Source organism: Pediococcus parvulus (assembly GCF_964063155.1).
Taxonomy (GTDB): Bacteria; Bacillota; Bacilli; order Lactobacillales; family Lactobacillaceae; genus Pediococcus; species Pediococcus parvulus.
Window position 1 is genome coordinate 1692055 of the sequence record NZ_OZ061292.1, and the last position, 17698, is coordinate 1709752.

Annotated in this window: 20 protein-coding genes; 3 read left to right on the forward strand and 17 right to left on the reverse strand. The window is 38.5% G+C overall.

Features of this window, described 5'->3' with window-relative positions; all coding sequences use genetic code 11:
* Nucleotides 1-226: 226 nt before the first annotated feature.
* Together AB3217_RS08565 and AB3217_RS08570 are read left to right on the forward strand one after the other, a co-directional pair.
* A complete protein-coding gene (locus tag AB3217_RS08565) occupies nt 227-1561 on the forward strand; it encodes an APC family permease (RefSeq protein WP_367365985.1) in 1335 nt (444 codons plus the stop codon).
* Nucleotides 1562-1578: 17 nt separating this feature from the next.
* Entirely contained in the window at nt 1579-2481 is a 903-nt protein-coding gene (locus AB3217_RS08570; RefSeq protein WP_057783259.1) for a magnesium transporter CorA family protein, read from the forward strand.
* An 81-nt stretch (nt 2482-2562) separates the two neighbouring features.
* On the opposite strand, the gene AB3217_RS08575 is transcribed toward AB3217_RS08570, so the two are convergent.
* From AB3217_RS08575 to AB3217_RS08645, 15 genes are all read right to left on the reverse strand, one after another.
* Complete coding sequence (locus AB3217_RS08575) at nt 2563-3504, reverse strand: IS3 family transposase (protein ID WP_308704609.1); 942 nt, start codon at nt 3502-3504, stop codon at nt 2563-2565.
* A complete protein-coding gene (locus AB3217_RS08580; RefSeq protein ID WP_057785073.1) occupies nt 3441-3977 on the reverse strand; it encodes a helix-turn-helix domain-containing protein in 537 nt (178 codons plus the stop codon). Before AB3217_RS08580 ends, AB3217_RS08575 begins: the two co-directional genes overlap by 64 nt.
* A 111-nt stretch (nt 3978-4088) precedes the next feature.
* Nucleotides 4089-5855, reverse strand: a complete 1767-nt coding sequence (locus AB3217_RS08585) for an oligopeptide ABC transporter substrate-binding protein (protein ID WP_367365986.1) — start codon at nt 5853-5855, stop codon at nt 4089-4091.
* A gap of 106 nt (nt 5856-5961) precedes the next feature.
* Nucleotides 5962-6855 carry an ABC transporter permease gene (locus AB3217_RS08590; protein ID WP_057783254.1) on the reverse strand — a complete coding sequence of 298 codons (894 nt, stop codon included), beginning with the start codon at nt 6853-6855 and terminating at the stop codon, nt 5962-5964.
* 12 nt (nt 6856-6867) lie between these two features.
* Nucleotides 6868-7827 carry an oligopeptide ABC transporter permease gene (gene opp4B, locus AB3217_RS08595; RefSeq protein ID WP_068807681.1) on the reverse strand — a complete coding sequence of 320 codons (960 nt, stop codon included), beginning with the start codon at nt 7825-7827 and terminating at the stop codon, nt 6868-6870.
* 4 nt (nt 7828-7831) lie between these two features.
* Nucleotides 7832-8779 (reverse strand): ATP-binding cassette domain-containing protein, encoded by a 948-nt coding sequence (locus tag AB3217_RS08600; protein WP_068807678.1) that lies wholly within the window; start codon nt 8777-8779, stop codon nt 7832-7834.
* The gene (locus AB3217_RS08605) at nt 8779-9777 is read right to left on the reverse strand and encodes an ABC transporter ATP-binding protein (protein ID WP_367365987.1); all 999 of its coding nucleotides are present in this window, start codon (nt 9775-9777) and stop codon (nt 8779-8781) included. The genes AB3217_RS08600 and AB3217_RS08605 overlap by 1 nt, the downstream gene beginning before the upstream one ends.
* A 250-nt stretch (nt 9778-10027) precedes the next feature.
* Entirely contained in the window at nt 10028-10681 is a 654-nt protein-coding gene (locus AB3217_RS08610) for an amino acid ABC transporter permease (protein ID WP_057783246.1), read from the reverse strand.
* A 13-nt stretch (nt 10682-10694) separates the two neighbouring features.
* Entirely contained in the window at nt 10695-11333 is a 639-nt protein-coding gene (locus AB3217_RS08615; RefSeq protein ID WP_068807672.1) for an amino acid ABC transporter permease, read from the reverse strand.
* Nucleotides 11330-12163 carry a transporter substrate-binding domain-containing protein gene (locus tag AB3217_RS08620; protein WP_068807670.1) on the reverse strand — a complete coding sequence of 278 codons (834 nt, stop codon included), beginning with the start codon at nt 12161-12163 and terminating at the stop codon, nt 11330-11332. The genes AB3217_RS08615 and AB3217_RS08620 overlap by 4 nt, the downstream gene beginning before the upstream one ends.
* Nucleotides 12164-12177: 14 nt before the next feature.
* Nucleotides 12178-12918, reverse strand: coding sequence for an amino acid ABC transporter ATP-binding protein (locus AB3217_RS08625; protein WP_057783240.1), 741 nt, complete (start codon nt 12916-12918; stop codon nt 12178-12180).
* A gap of 198 nt (nt 12919-13116) precedes the next feature.
* On the reverse strand, nt 13117-13983 hold the full coding sequence (locus AB3217_RS08630; RefSeq protein ID WP_367365988.1) for a DUF6681 family protein: 867 nt from the start codon (nt 13981-13983) through the stop codon (nt 13117-13119).
* Nucleotides 13984-14002: 19 nt separating this feature from the next.
* Nucleotides 14003-14500: a hypothetical protein gene (locus AB3217_RS08635; protein WP_367365989.1), complete on the reverse strand. Its 498-nt coding sequence runs from the start codon at nt 14498-14500 to the stop codon at nt 14003-14005.
* 112 nt (nt 14501-14612) lie between these two features.
* Nucleotides 14613-15053, reverse strand: coding sequence for a Fur family transcriptional regulator (locus AB3217_RS08640; protein WP_057783234.1), 441 nt, complete (start codon nt 15051-15053; stop codon nt 14613-14615).
* Nucleotides 15054-15127: 74 nt separating this feature from the next.
* Nucleotides 15128-15700, reverse strand: a complete 573-nt coding sequence (locus AB3217_RS08645; protein WP_057783232.1) for a guanylate kinase — start codon at nt 15698-15700, stop codon at nt 15128-15130.
* A 139-nt stretch (nt 15701-15839) separates the two neighbouring features.
* On the opposite strand from AB3217_RS08645, the gene AB3217_RS08650 reads away from it, so the two are divergent.
* The gene (locus AB3217_RS08650; RefSeq protein WP_057783230.1) at nt 15840-16019 is read left to right on the forward strand and encodes a hypothetical protein; all 180 of its coding nucleotides are present in this window, start codon (nt 15840-15842) and stop codon (nt 16017-16019) included.
* An 85-nt stretch (nt 16020-16104) separates the two neighbouring features.
* Here the strand turns inward: AB3217_RS08650 and AB3217_RS08655 are convergent, their stop codons facing one another.
* Both AB3217_RS08655 and AB3217_RS08660 read right to left on the reverse strand, forming a co-directional pair.
* The gene (locus AB3217_RS08655; RefSeq protein ID WP_057783227.1) at nt 16105-16656 is read right to left on the reverse strand and encodes an ECF transporter S component; all 552 of its coding nucleotides are present in this window, start codon (nt 16654-16656) and stop codon (nt 16105-16107) included.
* A gap of 4 nt (nt 16657-16660) precedes the next feature.
* On the reverse strand, nt 16661-17422 hold the full coding sequence (locus AB3217_RS08660) for a bifunctional hydroxymethylpyrimidine kinase/phosphomethylpyrimidine kinase (RefSeq protein WP_260274526.1): 762 nt from the start codon (nt 17420-17422) through the stop codon (nt 16661-16663).
* Nucleotides 17423-17698 lie beyond the last annotated feature (276 nt).

Here is a 17698-nt window from a genome sequence, read left to right on the forward strand (position 1 = left end):
GATTTATTATATACACGTTTTTTGGATATTTCAACTAATATCTGAATATTTATTCATATTTTTATATTAATATGAAAATATACTCATTTCGGCGTACTAATCAGCTTCACGGGCGCATTGTTTTTGTGACCTGCAGTAAGCTTGAACGCAGCGGTCTACCAACTTGTGACTAATTCACATTTAAGTTACAATATTACTTAAATTAAATTTTAAGGAGGTTTTCTTAATGAACAATGAAAAAGACGAAGTAACCCTTAACCGGTCACTCGGCCTTTGGTCCGCACTCGCACTTGTTATCGGAACGATCATTGGTTCTGGCGTGTTTGTCCGCCAGGCCGCCGTTTTGGATGATGCAGGTTCCACCACAAATGCCATGTTAGCTTGGCTTGCAGGTGGTATCATCACCTTGACTGCTGGCCTTACCATTGCTGAGATTGCCTCCCAAATGCCTAAAACTGGTGGTCTTTACTACTATATGGAAAAAATTTACGGGAAGGTTTGGGGATTTCTCTCTGGCTGGATGCAAATCATTATCTATGGTCCGGCCATGATTGCTTCACTAGCGGCTTACCTTGGCATTCTCCTCGTTGATTTCTTTGACATGCCGCAAAAATGGACGGTGCCAATTGCACTAATTGCGGTTGTTCTCGTTGCTGGCCTTAATCTTCTTTCCAACCGATACGGTGCCACTTTTGCCATTGTCACAACAATTTGCAAATTAGTTCCTGTTATTGCACTTATTTGGTTTGGTTTATTCTATGGTAAAGAAGACGCCTTTGCACAAACTTTCTCCAGTGTTCATCAATCAGCTGGAAATTTCGGTGTGGCAATTCTGGCCACACTATTTGCTTTTGATGGCTGGATTTTGGTTGCTAACCTAGGTGATGAAATCAAGAATCCAGAAAAGCGCCTACCTCAAGCCATTACGTTAGGAATTGTATTGGTCCTTGGAATTTACATGTTAGTGAGCTTCGGCGTTTTTCGGAGCATGCCTGCCACTCAAATTCACAAACTAGGAATTGGTGCAATTCCTTATATGGCAGAAAAAGACTTTGGTGCGATTGGCGGAAAAATCTTGAGTATTGGGATCATCATTTCCATTGTGGGTTGTATGAACGGCAAAATTATGACGTTTCCGCGAATTATGTATGCCATGGCCCGCGATCATGAGTTACCCTTTGCAAAACAACTTTCATACCTCAACCGAAATACTCAGACACCGATTATCTCTGTTTTGACTACGGTCTCAATTTCGGCCATCATGATTCTCTTTTTCAACGCTGACCGGCTATCTGAATTGTGTATTTTTACCGTTTATTGTTTCTATGTCATGACCTTTGTTGGTGCGTTCCTTCTTCGCAAACGTAACCCAGATTTAAAGCGACCATTTAGCACACCACTATTTCCGTTTACACCAATTGTGGCTATTCTTGGCTCTTTGTTTGTTATTGTCAGCGAAATTCAATCTGACATTGTTGGTGTTCTCTTCTCCTTTGTATTTGTTTTAGTTGGTTTTCCAGTATATTATTACTGTAAGCATCATTATCGAAATCAAGTCTAACACTGGAGGTTCTCACATTGCTCAATAGCTATTCAGCAGATCAAAAACATAAATTTGATTTAACTTACGTTCAAGATTGTAGTGAATCGGAAAAGCAGCAAATAATAGATAAATTTGGTGTTCCCGCACCTCTGCTTGAATATGTGGATGATAAGGACGAACCGGCACGCATCGAAATTGGCACGGAAAATAATTATGTCCTCATGGTTTTCTGGGCACCTATAAAAGGTTCGTCTCATTCTGAGCCAGTTTCTGTAATCTTTTATGATCATAAACTTTTTATTTTTACCAGTTCAGAAATGGAAGTCATCAATGAAACCATTGAATCGTTGTGGCAACAAAGTTATGAAAAGCGGATGGCTTTCCTTTTAGATCTTATTTTACCGATCGTGCGAAAGTATATCGGTCGTGTTTCAAAACTGGAATACCAAGCCGACCAAATTCAAAGTCATTTAAGTGCAAGAAGTAAAATGAAACATCTTGATGATTTAACTTTGATTAATCAAGATGCTGTGTACCTTCGCTCGGCTATCCAGGAAAATGCCAGTTGCTTTGAAGAAATTAAATCAATTCCACAAGGTACGGATGTCCCGTTTGATAAAAAATGTAATCGTAAATTGCATAACGTACAGTTGGAAACTAATCAAGCCGATCGAATGATTGGGCTGATTTCTGAAAGTGTCGAACAATTAAGTGACACCTTTGATCGCTTGATCAATAATAATTTGAACGAAATTATGCGATTCCTGACAATTTGGTCGCTCTTATTGGCCGTTCCCCCTATTGTCAGTGGCTTTTACGGGATGAACATGCATTTACCACTCGCTAATGGTTCATTAGCCTGGTTGGCGTCCTTAGTTCTCACTGGCATTTTGATGCTGGCCTTGCTTATTTATTTGCATAATCATCATTCCGTATAAAATTCGTATTTATTATCAAAAAAATAACCTGCCGGAGATCAAGTTAATCTCTGAAGTGAACCCTTAAAATTGGACAAATTGTTAAGCTGCTTTTTGAACGGCGAGTTCTCGGTATTTTACCGGGGGCTTGCCGTTTAATTTTGTTTTGATACGACGGTTGTTATAGAAGTCTATCCAATCTTTCATTGCTTGAATTAGGCTAGTTTTATCTTCAAAATGTTCATCCATCATTTCTGCTTTCATAATATGAAAGAATGACTCCATTACTGCATTATCAAGGCAAGTCGCTTTACGAGACATACTTTGGAATGCATGATGTTCTTTCAAGAGCGTTCGCCATTGGCGATGTTGATACTGAAAGCCTTGGTCAGTATGAACTGTTGTCCGATAATTTAGTGCCGGAAGTCCTTCTAAAGCTTCTTTGAGCGGTTTAATGGCGAATTCAACTGTTGGATGTTCACTTATATTAAATGCTAAAATTTCTCCAGAGAATAAATCTAGTACCGGTTCCAAATAAACGCGTTCATTTGTTCCCATAGATCCATATCGAAATTCACTGACGTCTGCTACAAGTTTTTGATAGGGTCTGTCGGTCTTAAAGCGACGCTTTAACCGATTAGGGGCAATCCTACCAACTAATCCTTTATACGAGTTATATTTACGAGTTTGGCGATTAAAGGCATGACATATCCAGGCATGTTCTTGCATAATACGTAAAACCCGCTTGTGATTTATCTGAAATCCTAAATCATGCAGAGCACTTGTAATTCGACGGTACCCGTACTTCTTTGTGTATTTTAAATCTTGTTGTCGAATTTCATCAATTGCTTGAATAACTTGATCGTCATTGAATTTTCGACCTTCATGATTTCGAGTGTAGTAATACGTGCTACGCGGTATTTTAATTACTTTGAGAATCAATTTAATTGATACTTGGAATATTTGCCTCAACTCAGTCGCTATTTTCGAGATTTCCTTTGTGCTGATTTTTTCCGAGCTAAGGCTTCTAATTTTTTTAAGTATTCATTCTCAATCTTCAACATTTGATTCTCTTTTTGGAGTTGCTTTAAAGTATCTTTTGTTGTTGAGTTGTCCTTTTGGACAACTGGTTTAGCGTTCTCATTCTTGTGTTTTGCCATATTTTTCGAGTTGCCTCGCTTTCGCTCAAGCCCTTTAATTCCTAATGTCTCAAATCGCTTTTCCCATTGCCAAATTGTACTTGGCGAGGATAAATTAAAGTGTAAGGCGGTTACTGGAAGTGAGGCCTGATTTTGTTTCCTCCAGTTTAATACATCAACTTTAAACTGACTAGTGTATTCTAAGTCCATGGCTTTTGGCTGAAGTCCTTTAATACCAAATCTTTCAAATCGCTGAATCCAAATTGAAACGGTAGCCTTGCTGCCAATCCCATACTTTCTCGCTAGTGAATAAGCTGCCTGACCACTTAAATACTCGGTGACAATCTTAACTTTAAAATCGAAATTAAATTTACTCATAAATGAAACCCCCAAAATTGGATTTTTCTGTCCAACCTTGGGGGTTCACTTTACTCTGGTAGGTTATTTATTTTTCATCTAACAGCTGTGTCATTTAGGGGTTGGCTAAACTTATTTCGATAAACTGTTAGATGTAACTTCAACTTTGGCCCAGTTGGAGTCCTTAGTCGCATTACTCAAACTGAAGTTCTTAACACGGTTATTAACTGCGTAAGATTGAACAACTTCAATTTCGGGAACGTAAGCAGCTTCTTTATTCATGTAATCTTGCCATTTCTTGAAGGCATTAACACGATAGCTTGTGTTAAAGGCCTTTTGTGAATCGATATCGTTCAAAAGCTTTGTATTTTCTTTTGAAACAAAACGACCCATGTTAAATGGTGCATTTTCACTATACAAGTCCATTGGTGATGGCTCGCTTGAAAGACCCCAAGCAGCTTCGAACATATCAACATCACTTGAGTTGGCTTGAACTTTTTCATAGAAGTTATTCATATCCAAGAGACGGCCGTCAGTCAATTTGACGCGAAGGCCAACCTTCTTCCATTGTTGAATATAGTTCTTAACAATAGCTTGAGTGTTAGAATTCCCCTGCATTTCAGCAAGGTGAATCGTTAACTTCTTACCTTTAGGATCAGTCCGGTAACCATCCTTACCCTTCTTATATCCAGCTTTATTCAAAAGTGCATTGGCTTTCTTAATGTTTAGAGGGAATCCTTTAGCACTCTTATCTTGATACTTAGAGAAAGCAGATGGAATAAGGGTTGTCAATCGACTACCTAAACCATAGCTAAATTTCTTCTCAACAGCATCAATATTCATAGCATAAGCAATAGCTTTACGAAGGCTTGGATCAGCCATCTTTGAGTTCTTGTTCATCACATTTTTACCAGTCTTAGCGTCATATTTACCTAAGTTGAAACCAAGGTAATCATAAGATAATGCCTGTTTTCCAGTAAATGTATACCCAGAGGTGTTCTTAACCTTCCCATATGTCGAGGAGCCAAGTCCATAAGTAACATCATACTTATGTGCTTTTAAAGCAGCCGCAATAGAATCAGGTGAAACAACCTGCATATCAATTTCCTTCAACTTAGGAGTTCCCTTGTAGTAGTAAGTATTTGGTACCCACTTAACGGATTCACCAGAAACTTCTTTTGCAAGTTTAAATGGTCCGAAGAACAAAGGATGTTTACGAATCTGGTCAGAACTTGCCAACTTCTTAAATGGTACATTCTTGATATAGTGATATGGTTCCGCATTTTCCCAGAAATAACCATTTCCAGAAGTCTTCATTCCAGGTTTCATGACTTTAAAGTGGATAACTACAGTGCGCTTGTTTTTAATCTGAACACCAGAAATATCTTTTGCTTTACCAGCGTGATAAGCAGCAATTCCTTTAATATTTGCAATACTCCCAGTATAATATTGAGAAGCAGTCCCTTTATTAGCTAAAACTTTATAGGCATAAGCCACATCCTGGGCAACTAAAGGCTTGCCATCTGACCATTTAACTTTTGGATTAATCTTAATAGTTGCCGTCTTAGCTTTTTGGTTAAGTTTTAAGTTAGCAGCACCACCATTAACAATCTTAAAGTTTTTATCTGTCGCAAAAAGATTTTCATTCCCATACTGCATCATGTCCGCATCTTCAACATTAGTGGTTAAAGCATTGTCCCAGATTCCTTTAAATGCGGCTGTGTTAACTTCAGCGACCTTCAAAGTACCACCCTTAATTGCTGATTTCTTTGATGAATAGCTAAGTGGCAATGTTGGTTTGCTTGAACTTGTACTTGAGGCTGACTTGCTATTTCCACAAGCTGCCAAAGTGAGTGCTGCCAATACAGCAACTGCACCTACGCTCCATTTTTTACTCATACGTATCTCCCCTTTTATGTAATTTTTTACATCATTCCTCTAGTAAAGCGAATAACTCTTTTATCTCTTTAATTTGAGCATCCCTTCTCTCAGTGAATTTACAAGCCTAACCACGCCGCTGCTGAGCATCGCCTGCCCGTCTTAAGGCTTGACCAATGTAACTGATACTTAGTGTCAAAACTAAAATAATAACAGCCGCCGGTAACCACACCCAAGGCTTACTACCAATGACATCTGGATCTTGCGCGTAACTAATTAAAGTTCCTAAACTAGGTGTACTGTCAGGCAGCCCAAATCCTAAGAAACTTAATCCTGTTTCAATTCCGATATTTCCTGCAAAACTTAGGGTCGTATCAACGATAATAATGGAACTTAAATTAGGTAAGACCTCCCGAAACAAAATTTTAAAATCACTGGTACCTGACGTTCGCGAAGCCGAAACATAATCACGTTTTGATTCAGCTAACGCCTTACTCCGAATTAATCGGGCGGTACTTAGCCACATAAAGCAAGACATGATGATAATAAATGTCCAAGAATTATATTTTGGGACGATTGTGACTAACACAATGATGATCATGATTTCCGGTAAGATATTGATGAAATCGTAAATTCTCATCATCCCGTTATCCAACCAACCACCATAAAAGCCTGAAATCATACCGTAAATAATTCCAAAAAGTGATGAAATAACTGTAACTGCAAAACCAATCATAATTGAGTTTCGAGCTCCAATAACTAACATTTTCAGGCCATCACGGCCACCCTCATCAGCACCGAGAAGAAAACCATCCTGTCCAGGTTTATCATACTGGGCAAAGATATTAACATTCGTCACTTTTTCAAGATTCAAACTTGCTGCATAGATAAAAATACCTAAAATCAACACAATTGTGAAAACCAGTGAAAACATAGCCACACGATCATGGCGAAATTCTTGCCAAATCACCTTCATCGTTGAGGGAGTTTTGACAGCTTGTGTTTCCTTTGAATTTGTCATATTAGCTCCCTCCTATTTAATCCGAATTCTTGGATCAACAATACTCATAATGATGTCTGACAACAAAGTTCCAAATAATGCCAAGATTCCATAAATCATAACTAAGGCCGTGATCACTGAAAAATCACGATTACTGATTGAGTTTAGGAATAGCTGTCCCATCCCGGGATATACGAAGATCTGTTCAACGAAGACAGAACCGCCTAACAAGCCTGTAATGGAATATCCCATAAATGCAGCAATTGGCAAAAGTGAATTTCTTAGAATATGGCGTGAAAACACTTTTCGCTCAGGAACACCCTTTGCACGAGCAGTTGCAACCATATCTTGATGCTTTTGATCTACAATTTCACTTCTAAGGTATTGAACGGTACTTGTCGTTGATAGCAATGCCGTCAAAACACCAGGTAAAATCATATGATAAAGCCGACTTAGTGCATTTCCGAAAAATCCATTAGCACTCAGTGAAATGGAACCACCACTTGGAAACCACCCTAACACATAGCCAAATAACCAAAGGCCCAGAACCAAGAAAACAAACAGTGGAATGGCATACGTCACATAGTTAAAAAACATGATTCCCCGATCCAAATTTGTATCTTCGTAACGTCCCGCTAGTAATCCTAGTGGGATGGCAATTAGATAGGTTAGGATAACTGTGAACAATGACAGCCATAAGGTATTAACCGCACGACCACCAATTACGGCCATGACCGGTTCTTTGAATTGATAACTTGTTCCAAAGTCACCATGGAACATATTTACCACCCAACGAACATACTGGGTGTACCAAGGATCATACAGTCCTGCTTGAACCTTCAGCGCATGTAACTGAGAGGCATCGGTTTGCGGTGTGATGGATCCAGTAAACGGATCACCAGGCATAAACTTAGCTAGAATGAATACCAACAAACTCAAAATGACAATTTGCGGAATCATAATTACAACCCGTCGTAAAATCGTTTTCCACATAAGCTCACTCCCCCTTCACTTGATCTTCTGGCAGAGCTACCGAATGTGTTTCTGAAATCTGTTGCAATGGTAAAACTCGTCCGTTCTTGTCATAGTACCTACTTTGTTCCGTATCAAACACCTTTTCAACTTCTTTTCGATGTTTACGATGATCCTCACGTTGGTCCACGTTGATATCCGGAATTGCTGCTAACAAGCGTTTGGTATAAATATGTTGTGGATGATTATAAATATCATCCCGCGTTCCTAACTCAACGAAACGGCCACGATGCATAATCGCCATGCTGTCACACATGTGACGCACAACCCCTAAATCATGGGAAATAAACAAATAGCTAATATTGAATTGCTTTTGAATTTCTTGCATGTAATTCAAAACCTGTGCTTGAACCGAAAGATCCAACGCAGAAACAGGTTCATCAGCAATGACTAACTTAGGATTGGTACTAATTGCTCTGGCGACCCCAATTCGTTGTCGTTGACCACCTGAAAATTCAAATGGATATTTGAAAAGGTCGTCATCTCCCAAACCAACTGTATCTAGTAATTCACGAACACGATGCTTTTCTTCTGTATCACTTAATTTTTCGAAATTTCGCAAAGGTTCTGCAATAATATCGTAAATTCGTTTTTTAGGATTCAAACTTGATAAAGAATCTTGGAAAATCATTTGCACATCGCGATTGTAATGAACGGCTTTTCGTTCTCGTTTAGTCGAAACATCTTTTCCATTAAATAAAATCTGACCGGATGTTATTTTTTCCAAACCGATTATGGAACGACCAATCGTCGTTTTCCCGGATCCCGTTTCGCCGATTAATCCGTACGTTTGCCCCGGTTCAATTTCAAAATTGACACCATCAACCGCATATACATAGTCATGAATACGATTAAAGAAACCGGAACGAATTGGATAATGAACTTTTAAATCTTTAATTTCAACTAAACTCATTAGACGGCCTCCCCATTCTCAAATTTAAAACTTTGATAACAGGTACACAAAACATAGTGACCCTCTTCTGGTTCATGCATTGTTGGCTTCTTTTCATGAGCACTCTCAGGAACCCATGGAATTCTTGGTGCAAAACGACAACCATCATGTGGCATCTTTGTTAATGGTGGTACTGAGCCTTCAATCGCATACAAACGATCTCCTGGATGATCAGCTTGTGGAATTGATTTCAGTAATGAGCGCGTATATGGATGCAATGGACGATTAAAAATTTGAGAAACACTTCCTCGTTCAACCACCTGGCCCGCATACATGACGACAACTTCATCTGCTGTATCAGCCACAACTCCAAGATCATGGGTAATTAAAATGATACCTGCATGGTTTTGTGTCTGAATCGTTCGAAGTAGATCCAAAATTTGAGCCTGTATCGTCACATCCAAAGCTGTAGTTGGTTCATCAGCAATAATTAATTCAGGTTTGCACGCAATTGCAATCGCAATAATAATCCGTTGACGCATCCCACCAGATAGCTCATGGGGAAATTGACGAGCAACACGTTCTGGATTCTCCAATCCAACTTGGTCTAATAACTCCAACACAATTTTGTGTTTCTTTTCTGCAGAATAATTTGTATGATAATCCAGCACTTCACGCACCTGATCTTCAACACGCATTAAGGGGTTCAACGCAGCTAATGGATCTTGAAAAATCATCCCCATCTCACTACCGCGTAATTTATCGAACTTTGCAGGTGAAGCACCAACTAGTTCTTCATTTTCAAACCCGATATGTCCAGAAATTTTTGTTCTTTTTAAATCATGTAGTCCAATAATACTTTTAGCCAGGGTTGTTTTCCCACAACCCGATTCACCGACAATTGCCAGAATTTCATCTTTATGTATTTTTAATGAAACATCATCGACAGCATCATAATATTCAGTCCCACGTTTGAACGCTGTGTGTAAATGATCGATCGTTAAAAGTTCTTCTCCCATACTTCGCTGACTCCTCCTTCTAGCAATTAATTAGAAAACAATTAACAAAATTAAGATTTGATAATATTATAGTTCTTCTAAATGAAAATTCAACCCTTATTTTGTATTTAACAATCAACTATGCCTTATATAAATTCGCCAAAATCCCGTTAACAATAGGAAATTTCAAATGATTAGATACAACAAAAAGACTCATAATAAATTAATATTATGAGTCTTGTTACAAAAATATGATAATATTTTTAAATTTTTACGCCAAACGTTTCTCCAAATAGTGTGACAAAATCGAAAGGAGATAACAGACCACAAAATACATCACTGCCAAGGCTAAAAACATTGGCAAAATGTAATTACTGTTTTGCCCATAGATAATCTGCGCGTGATACATCAAATCTGGCAAAACGATGATTGTCGCCAATGACGTATCCTTAATCAGCGAAATAAACTGACTTACAATCGTTGGAATCATTTTTTTCTGAGCCTGAGGTAACACAATATGCCACATAGCTTGCCAATAAGTTAATCCATTGGCGCGAGCACCCTCCATTTGGCCTGAATCTACGGCGCCAATACCACTTCGAATGATTTCCGCTAACATTGCAGACTCGAAAATACTCATTGCCAAAATGGACGACCAAATTGGATTTAAACGAATGCCAATGTTTGGCAACCCAAAGTAGGTGAAGAAAATGATCAACAGCAGTGGCAAATTTCGGATTAAATCAATGATAAAGCCGACAATGGCAGATAAGTATTTCACCTTAATGTACCGAATCAACCCCAGAATAGCACCTAAAATATAGCTAAACACAATCGAGATGACCGAAACTTCAATTGTAATCCACAGACCCTCTAATAAATAACGGAGGTCAACCCAAGAATACGCATTAATAAAGTTTTGCATTTTTCTTCACCCCCTAATCCAATCGTTTTTCGAGATAGCGCATATAATAACTTAACGGCATGGTGATGATTAAATACAAAACTCCCACCACAAAATACGCGTTTAACGTATCAAAACTTGTAGAAGCAATTGTATTGCCTTGATACATCAAATCAAAGCCAGCTACGAAGGCAAGTACAGAAGAATTCTTCACCAGATTAATAAACTGATTACCCAATGGTGGAATGACAATTCTAAATGCTTGTGGTAAAACAATGTAACGCATAGCTTGAGTGAATGTCATCCCGTTTGCGCGAGAGCCTTCCATTTGTCCAGGGTCCACGGATTGAATCCCTGAACGCACCGTTTCTGCAATAAATGCCGAAGTGTAAATGGTTAGCCCAATTGTTCCGGCAGTGAACCCATTTACCTTCACAAAAAACATGGGAATGACCACGTAAAAGAACATGGTAATAACCAATAAAGGAATGTTCCGGAAAACTTCAATATAAATTCTGGCGATCACCCGTAAAGTTTTACTTGGCACCACTTCAAAAATAGCGAAAAACGATCCGATGATCAAACTAAAAAATAGGGCTAAAATACTACACAATAGGGTTTGGCCTAAACCATACAGAAGGTCTTGCCAATGATTTGCGATTATACTAATCATTTTTCTGCCTCCTTATAGTCAAATCCAGCGATATTACCAAACCACTTTTTAACAATTTTGTTATACTGCCCGTTTTTACGAAGTTCTTTCAAAGCCACATTAATTTGGTTAACAAAGGATTTTTGCCCCTTATTAACTGCAATTCCATATGGCTCTTTTGTAAAGGCACCACCGACAACTTTATACCCAGGATTTTCAACTGCCATCCCTAGCAATATGCCGTTATCCGTAGTTAATGCCTTCCCTTGCCCAGATTTCAATGCCTGTAAGGCTTGGGCATAATCTTGTAATTCCAGAACCTTAGCTTTAGGCGCTACTTTTTCAAAATTAGCTACAGAATTAGCGCCAGTTACCGCCAGAACTTGGGTACCCGATACATTTAAATCTTTGACACTTTTGATTGAACTTCCCTTTTTGACCAACAATGACTGGCCGGCATTGAAATAGTGATTAGAAAAATCAACCACCTTTTCCCGATCTGGGGTAATGGTCATGGTTGCAATTACGGCATCAATATTACCGTTTTTTAACAGAGGAATTCGAGTTTGACTAGATACCTGAATAAAGCTGGCTTTACCTGAAGGTCCCAAAATTTGTTTGGTAATTGCTTTGGCCATGTCAACATCAAAACCCTTAATTTGAGAATCCTGAACATCCATCAGTCCAAACAATTTGGTATCTGCTTTAACTCCCCAGACAATCGTGTTTGTTTGCTTGGCGCGGCTCAAAACACTTTGGTTAGCAGCTTTTTTCGTCCCACAACTACTAAGTACTAAAACTAGTAAGCACAGTGAGGTGAGCAAGCCTAAATAACGTATTAATTTTTTCATGCTTAATGCCCCCTCTAGTGCTTAATAATTTTGCTAAGGAACTGACGGGCACGCTCATTTGTTGGCTGGCCATCAAAGAAACTTTCTTTAGAGTCATCTTCCAAAATCCGACCATCAGCCATAAAAATAACACGGTCTCCCACTTCACGGGCAAATCCCATTTCATGCGTAACCACCAACATGGTCATACTGGAATCGCGAGCAATATCCTTCATAACATTCAAAACATCATCAATCATTTCAGGATCCAGTGCGGACGTTGGCTCATCAAATAAAATACACTTAGGATGCATAGCTAAACTTCTCGCAATCGCAATTCGTTGTGATTGTCCACCAGATAGTTGTGCAGGATAGCTATCCGCTTTATCCGCCAAACCAACCTGATCTAAAAGCTCCATTGCCACTTTTTTATTCTCAGTTTCATTACGTTTCAAGACAATTCGCGGTGCAATCATGATGTTTTCAAGCACCGTCTTATTTTGATAGAGGTTAAAATGCTGGAAAACCATCCCGACATTTTTCCGAATCTTGTTCATATCCGTTTTTCTGTCGGCTAAATCAAAGCCATCAACGATTAATTGCCCACTATTAATAAGTTCCAGACCATTAACTGTTCGAATCAAAGTACTTTTACCTGAACCAGAAGGACCGATTAAAACCACAGTTTCTCCCGCTTCAATCGTTAAATTAATATTATGCAGTGCGTGAAATTTTCCATAGTACTTTTCGACATCGTGAAATTCGATCATTGACATTAGTCTTACCTCTTTTTCTTTCTATGTATTACGTTAGCACTCTGCGGTTGGAATACCAGAAAATTTGTGTTTATCCCCAGATTACATACTGTAATACATACTTCCATTATATCAATTTTAAAGTACAAAAAAGAACCTGTCAAAATTTTGGTCAATTCAACAGATTCCCTTTTTTATTTATCAAACAATAACCAAAATCTAGTACGATCTACGTCTTGTTTGAGTTCCATTATTATCTCGTTTTTGATACGCCATTTGAATTTTTGCAGCGTATGGTGACTCCTCGGTCATCAAGGTTGAGCGCCCGGCAAATTTACGTTGACCGCCAATCAAAACGGCCTGTGCCAGATAAAGCTGATACTGTTTTTTCGCATCAAAATAATTAGACAATCCTACACTAGCAACGTGACCGATCCGATATAAATTCATTTGATTCATACCTGCATAAATGTTTGCCTCGCCGTTTTCCTCACGGAGCTCAAAATATGGAAACGGAATTCCTTCGCCAATTGCATAAACTGCTGAATCATTTGAATCCTGCAGATGCGTAATAATTTCATCATCCGAAAGGCCTTCATAATCTGCCATTGCAAAATTATTTTGAATCATTTGTTCAGCCAACTGATTAATATTGTATACTTCGCGTTGCGTCGACTTAATTGTCGCAGGTAAAATTGTGTTTTTTTCAAAGATACCAGTTGATGGCACAATTGCGCGACGACCACGTTCATGTTGATGCAAACGTTGACGTAACTCTTCATTTTCTGAAACTTCACGTGGTTTTCCACCTAATAATTTTTCGATTTTAGGCGAAATATCAAATGGCGGTGCCTTTTTTGTGAAATAAAAAAAGATATTCATGATCAGGAAATATAGAAAAATCAGAAAAATCGCAATAAATCCTAAACCTCGCACCCAACGACCATTTTCGAAGAAACGGAAAGCCAGGTACAACATATAGAAATCACCAACAAATCCGATAATTGTATAAATCCGGTTTTTTAGTTTTAAGTTGACATTAATATACCCTAAATAGTGGTTAATCATATCAATGACTGTAAACAATTTCCATCACTCCTTCCAATTAATCGTCTGTATTATCCTGCGTTGTAGTTGTGGGGGTGCTACTACTTGACGAACTTGCTTTAGTGGTTGAACTAGCAGCACTAGACGACTGGGTAGCCGCTGAACTACTTGCCTTTTTGGCTGTAGACGCACTGCTTGAATAAGTGCTTGAAGCAGAATTTGCGGATGAACTATCCGTCGAACTACTTTGCGTCGCATCAGAGCTTGACGAACTAGACGAACTACTTGGATCAGAAGAGCTACTGGAACTATCCTCGCTGGAACTATCCTCGCTGGAACTACTTTCTTTGCTACTATCTGAACTTTCCTTTTTTGAAGAATCTTTATTACTCTTGCTTGATGATGAAGCCTTATTGACTGATTCTGTTTGTGCACTCACAGCTCCACCGTCTGTTGTGCCAGTCACCTTATTTACCACAACATTAGTGGCACTCAGTGCAATCAAAATACTTACAATTGCAAATGGTGTAATAAATGGTGGCGTTCGATATGCCATAGCCTCTTCTCCTCCCCTTTTTAAATGGTTAGTTAAACTTTAACAAATTCACTGTCATTTTAAAGACTAAACATTAAATCCATATTAATTCTTTAAATTTGTAAACAAAGCCTTAAACAGTCCCAATTTTTTTTGCACAATCGGCACATAAGCCGTAAAGTTCGAAGCGATGACCAGAAATTTGGTAACCCGGTAGTTGACGCTCAAAAAAATCTAAAGGACACATTTCAACTTCTTCAACCTTGCCGCAGTTGGTACAGATAAAATGATGATGATGTTGATGCGTCACATCACATTGGTATTTTACCTGAGCGTGTTCACCTTTAATAATTTGTTCCACTAAACCAATCTGTTCGAATTCCTTCAAATTACGATAAACCGTATTATGACTCATCTTCGGATAATTGGATCGCATTTGTTCATCCACTTGGGTCACATCCACATAATGATTTTCATGTTGTGCCATAATTTCAATAAGTGTCTGTCGCTGTTTCGTTATTTTAAAATGGTTTTGTTGTAAAATTTCAATGGCTTGTGCTACTTTTGTATCCATGTTTGTTCCCCTAACTTTAAATAGTAATAATTACTCTTTAGAAAGCTTATCATAATTAGCCCAAACATGACAGATTATTGATTGGCTACCGAATTTGTTAATTCCTGCATAATCACATCAATCTGTTTGCGTGCGTTTTCCCAATGATCATTTAGTATCACATGGGCTTTTCCTTTTAATTCCTGTGGCAATTGCAAATCACGCTGATATTCTTCACTTGCAATTCGTTTTTGCACCATTTCAGTATCATCGCCCCGTTTTTTCAGTCGATTGACCAAATTAGTATGATTGGAAACAGTTAAATACAAAACAACGACTTGCTCACCCAACTGTTGCTCATAAGTCACGGCACCTTTGGTATCGAGAACGATACTGACTAGCGGATTTCGTTGCCAACCAATCTCCAATCCTTCATAAGAAGAACCATAATGATAACCCGAATACACGACGTTTTCAAGATAATGGTTATCAAAAAAACTGCGATCTGTTTCAAAATAATAATCTTTTCCGTTCACTTCGCCCTTACGCGCCGGTCGCGTCGTATGCGTAATGACTTGTGGCACGCGATAATAGGTTTTTAAATAGTCACTAACTGTTGTTTTACCAGTCCCAGTTGCACCAGTAATTACAATGATTTTATTAGTCAATTTTTTCACTCCATAAGTATATGTGTTGTCTTTTATTGTAACATGCTGTAGAATAAAAAAATAAAGTTTGATGTAAGCGATTTCTTGATTTTCTGAAATCTTTTCAACTAAAAAAATAAAACTAAGGAGGGTTATTATTATGACCTTTGAAAAATACAGTAACAATTGGTTCACCATCGCACTCGACACTGAAAAACAAGTTTTTATCGCCAACGATAAGACCAACCCCAATTTTGAAGCAACCGGAATTACCATTGAATCTGCTGTGCAAAACTTGAAAACTATCATGGCTATTCAAGGTAATTTACAAGATGCATAAATCGGCAATAGCTAACGCCAAAATAAAATTAGAACAATAACTTTGGTACCTTCATGAAAGATACCGCGTTATTGTTCTAATTTTTTTACAATAATCCAGAACGATTTAAAATTTTCTTTAATGGATAGTATAGAATCATCACTAACACAAACGTCGTAATTGAATTAACGATGGTGGCTGGCTCACTTGCAATCGCGCCAACAACTGCCGCGTGCCACTGCATACCTTGATACGCCACACCCTCAATCAACGAGTTGCCGAACGAAGTAAAAATCTTCGTTAAGCCGGCCACAAATGCCACAATGACAATATGCCACTTTTTTGTATCATCCCGGCGGAATAACCGAAATACCAGTGTCACTACCACGGCCACAATAACGACCTCGAGGATCGTCAGATAGGCAGTACTGGCATAGCCATGGGTCACATCAAACAATCCTAAACCGATGGCACCAGCCAAAGTTCCGTAACCAAAACCAAGAAACATGATGGCTAATGCGGTTAATGCATTGCCAAAATGTACGAATGGCCTCCCGATTAAGGCCGGAATTGGAATTTGAAAAACAGAAATCCCAATGAAGATAATCGCGGCAAATAACGCCGTCACAACAATTTTTCTTAATTGATTATTATGCATAACTCTAACTCCCCTTATACGTTAATATCTTTGATAAAACTGATGGTATAACAATTCCTATCCGTGAATCTCGTGAAAACTGTTTGATAGTATCTGTTACTGCCGCACTTGTCCATTGGTTCGCCAATTTTAGTGCCATTAAAAAAGTATCACCACTTAAAAGAAACCCAAACACTAAACTTGAAAAAAGGTCCCCGGTCCCAAAAAAGTTTCCGCTGATTTTTGCTGAAGATACATAGGTGAAGCTTTTGTCACTTAAAAATGCTGTGCCAATTTGATTGTTTAGTTCAACGCCAGTAATGCCAACATCGGCTACCCCAGTTTTTTGACTCAATTTTTCTAATATAATACTTAGGTGTTGTTCATCTATAGTGATGGGAACAGTTTGACCAATTAAAAAGCAGGCTTCAGTCAAATTGGGTAGTAGCACTTGTGCATGTCGGCAAAGTAGCAAATAGTCATCCACCACGCTTTGTGCCATGCCAGAATATAATTTGCCATGATCCGCAAAAGCTGGATCAAGGACCACCAACTTTGAAACATTTTGCTCCAGTAGTAAATGAATCTCTTCATAAACTTGCGTTTCACTTCCGAGATAACCAACTAATATATTCTCAAAGCCCACGTCTGCTTGATGCCAGTGTTTTTGAAATTTAGAGAAGTTTTTCGCCACAGACAGCGTTGCAGGTTTACCAAAACCACCAGTGTGTGTTGACAGAATCATAGATGGCAAAATACTTGGCTGGATGCCAAATGCCGTTATCACTGGAATCGCTATGCTTAATGAAACTGATCCTACAGATGATAAATCCTCAATTAATAACGTTTGCTTGATCTTGATCCCCTCCCATCAAAACAATTTTTTACATTATACCATGATTAGTACTCAAGGCCTGTTCACTAACTATTACTTGCAGAAACATCGATCCTCGTTGAGCCTTAGGACAACTCAGAAGAACAGCCAGAAGTTTCTAAGCATAATTCCTGCGGGATTACGATCCCGCCTCCATTACGCTTAGAAACTTCTGACTCCCGTTCTTCT

What these genes read in the sequence shown, in the direction of transcription:
- AB3217_RS08565 (WP_367365985.1), top strand. Translation starts at nt 227, where the DNA reads ATGAACAATGAAAAAGACGAAGTAACCCTTAACCGGTCACTCGGCCTT.
- AB3217_RS08600 (WP_068807678.1), bottom strand. Translation starts at nt 8,779, where the DNA reads ATGAGTTTAGTTGAAATTAAAGATTTAAAAGTTCATTATCCAATTCGT.
- AB3217_RS08615 (WP_068807672.1), bottom strand. Translation starts at nt 11,333, where the DNA reads ATGATTAGTATAATCGCAAATCATTGGCAAGACCTTCTGTATGGTTTA.
- AB3217_RS08655 (WP_057783227.1), bottom strand. Translation starts at nt 16,656, where the DNA reads ATGCATAATAATCAATTAAGAAAAATTGTTGTGACGGCGTTATTTGCC.
- opp4B (WP_068807681.1), bottom strand. Translation starts at nt 7,827, where the DNA reads ATGTGGAAAACGATTTTACGACGGGTTGTAATTATGATTCCGCAAATT.
- AB3217_RS08635 (WP_367365989.1), bottom strand. Translation starts at nt 14,500, where the DNA reads ATGGCATATCGAACGCCACCATTTATTACACCATTTGCAATTGTAAGT.
- AB3217_RS08620 (WP_068807670.1), bottom strand. Translation starts at nt 12,163, where the DNA reads ATGAAAAAATTAATACGTTATTTAGGCTTGCTCACCTCACTGTGCTTA.
- AB3217_RS08585 (WP_367365986.1), bottom strand. Translation starts at nt 5,855, where the DNA reads ATGAGTAAAAAATGGAGCGTAGGTGCAGTTGCTGTATTGGCAGCACTC.
- AB3217_RS08610 (WP_057783246.1), bottom strand. Translation starts at nt 10,681, where the DNA reads ATGCAAAACTTTATTAATGCGTATTCTTGGGTTGACCTCCGTTATTTA.
- AB3217_RS08650 (WP_057783230.1), top strand. Translation starts at nt 15,840, where the DNA reads ATGACCTTTGAAAAATACAGTAACAATTGGTTCACCATCGCACTCGAC.
- AB3217_RS08580 (WP_057785073.1), bottom strand. Translation starts at nt 3,977, where the DNA reads ATGAGTAAATTTAATTTCGATTTTAAAGTTAAGATTGTCACCGAGTAT.
- AB3217_RS08605 (WP_367365987.1), bottom strand. Translation starts at nt 9,777, where the DNA reads ATGGGAGAAGAACTTTTAACGATCGATCATTTACACACAGCGTTCAAA.
- AB3217_RS08640 (WP_057783234.1), bottom strand. Translation starts at nt 15,053, where the DNA reads ATGGATACAAAAGTAGCACAAGCCATTGAAATTTTACAACAAAACCAT.
- AB3217_RS08625 (WP_057783240.1), bottom strand. Translation starts at nt 12,918, where the DNA reads ATGTCAATGATCGAATTTCACGATGTCGAAAAGTACTATGGAAAATTT.
- AB3217_RS08590 (WP_057783254.1), bottom strand. Translation starts at nt 6,855, where the DNA reads ATGACAAATTCAAAGGAAACACAAGCTGTCAAAACTCCCTCAACGATG.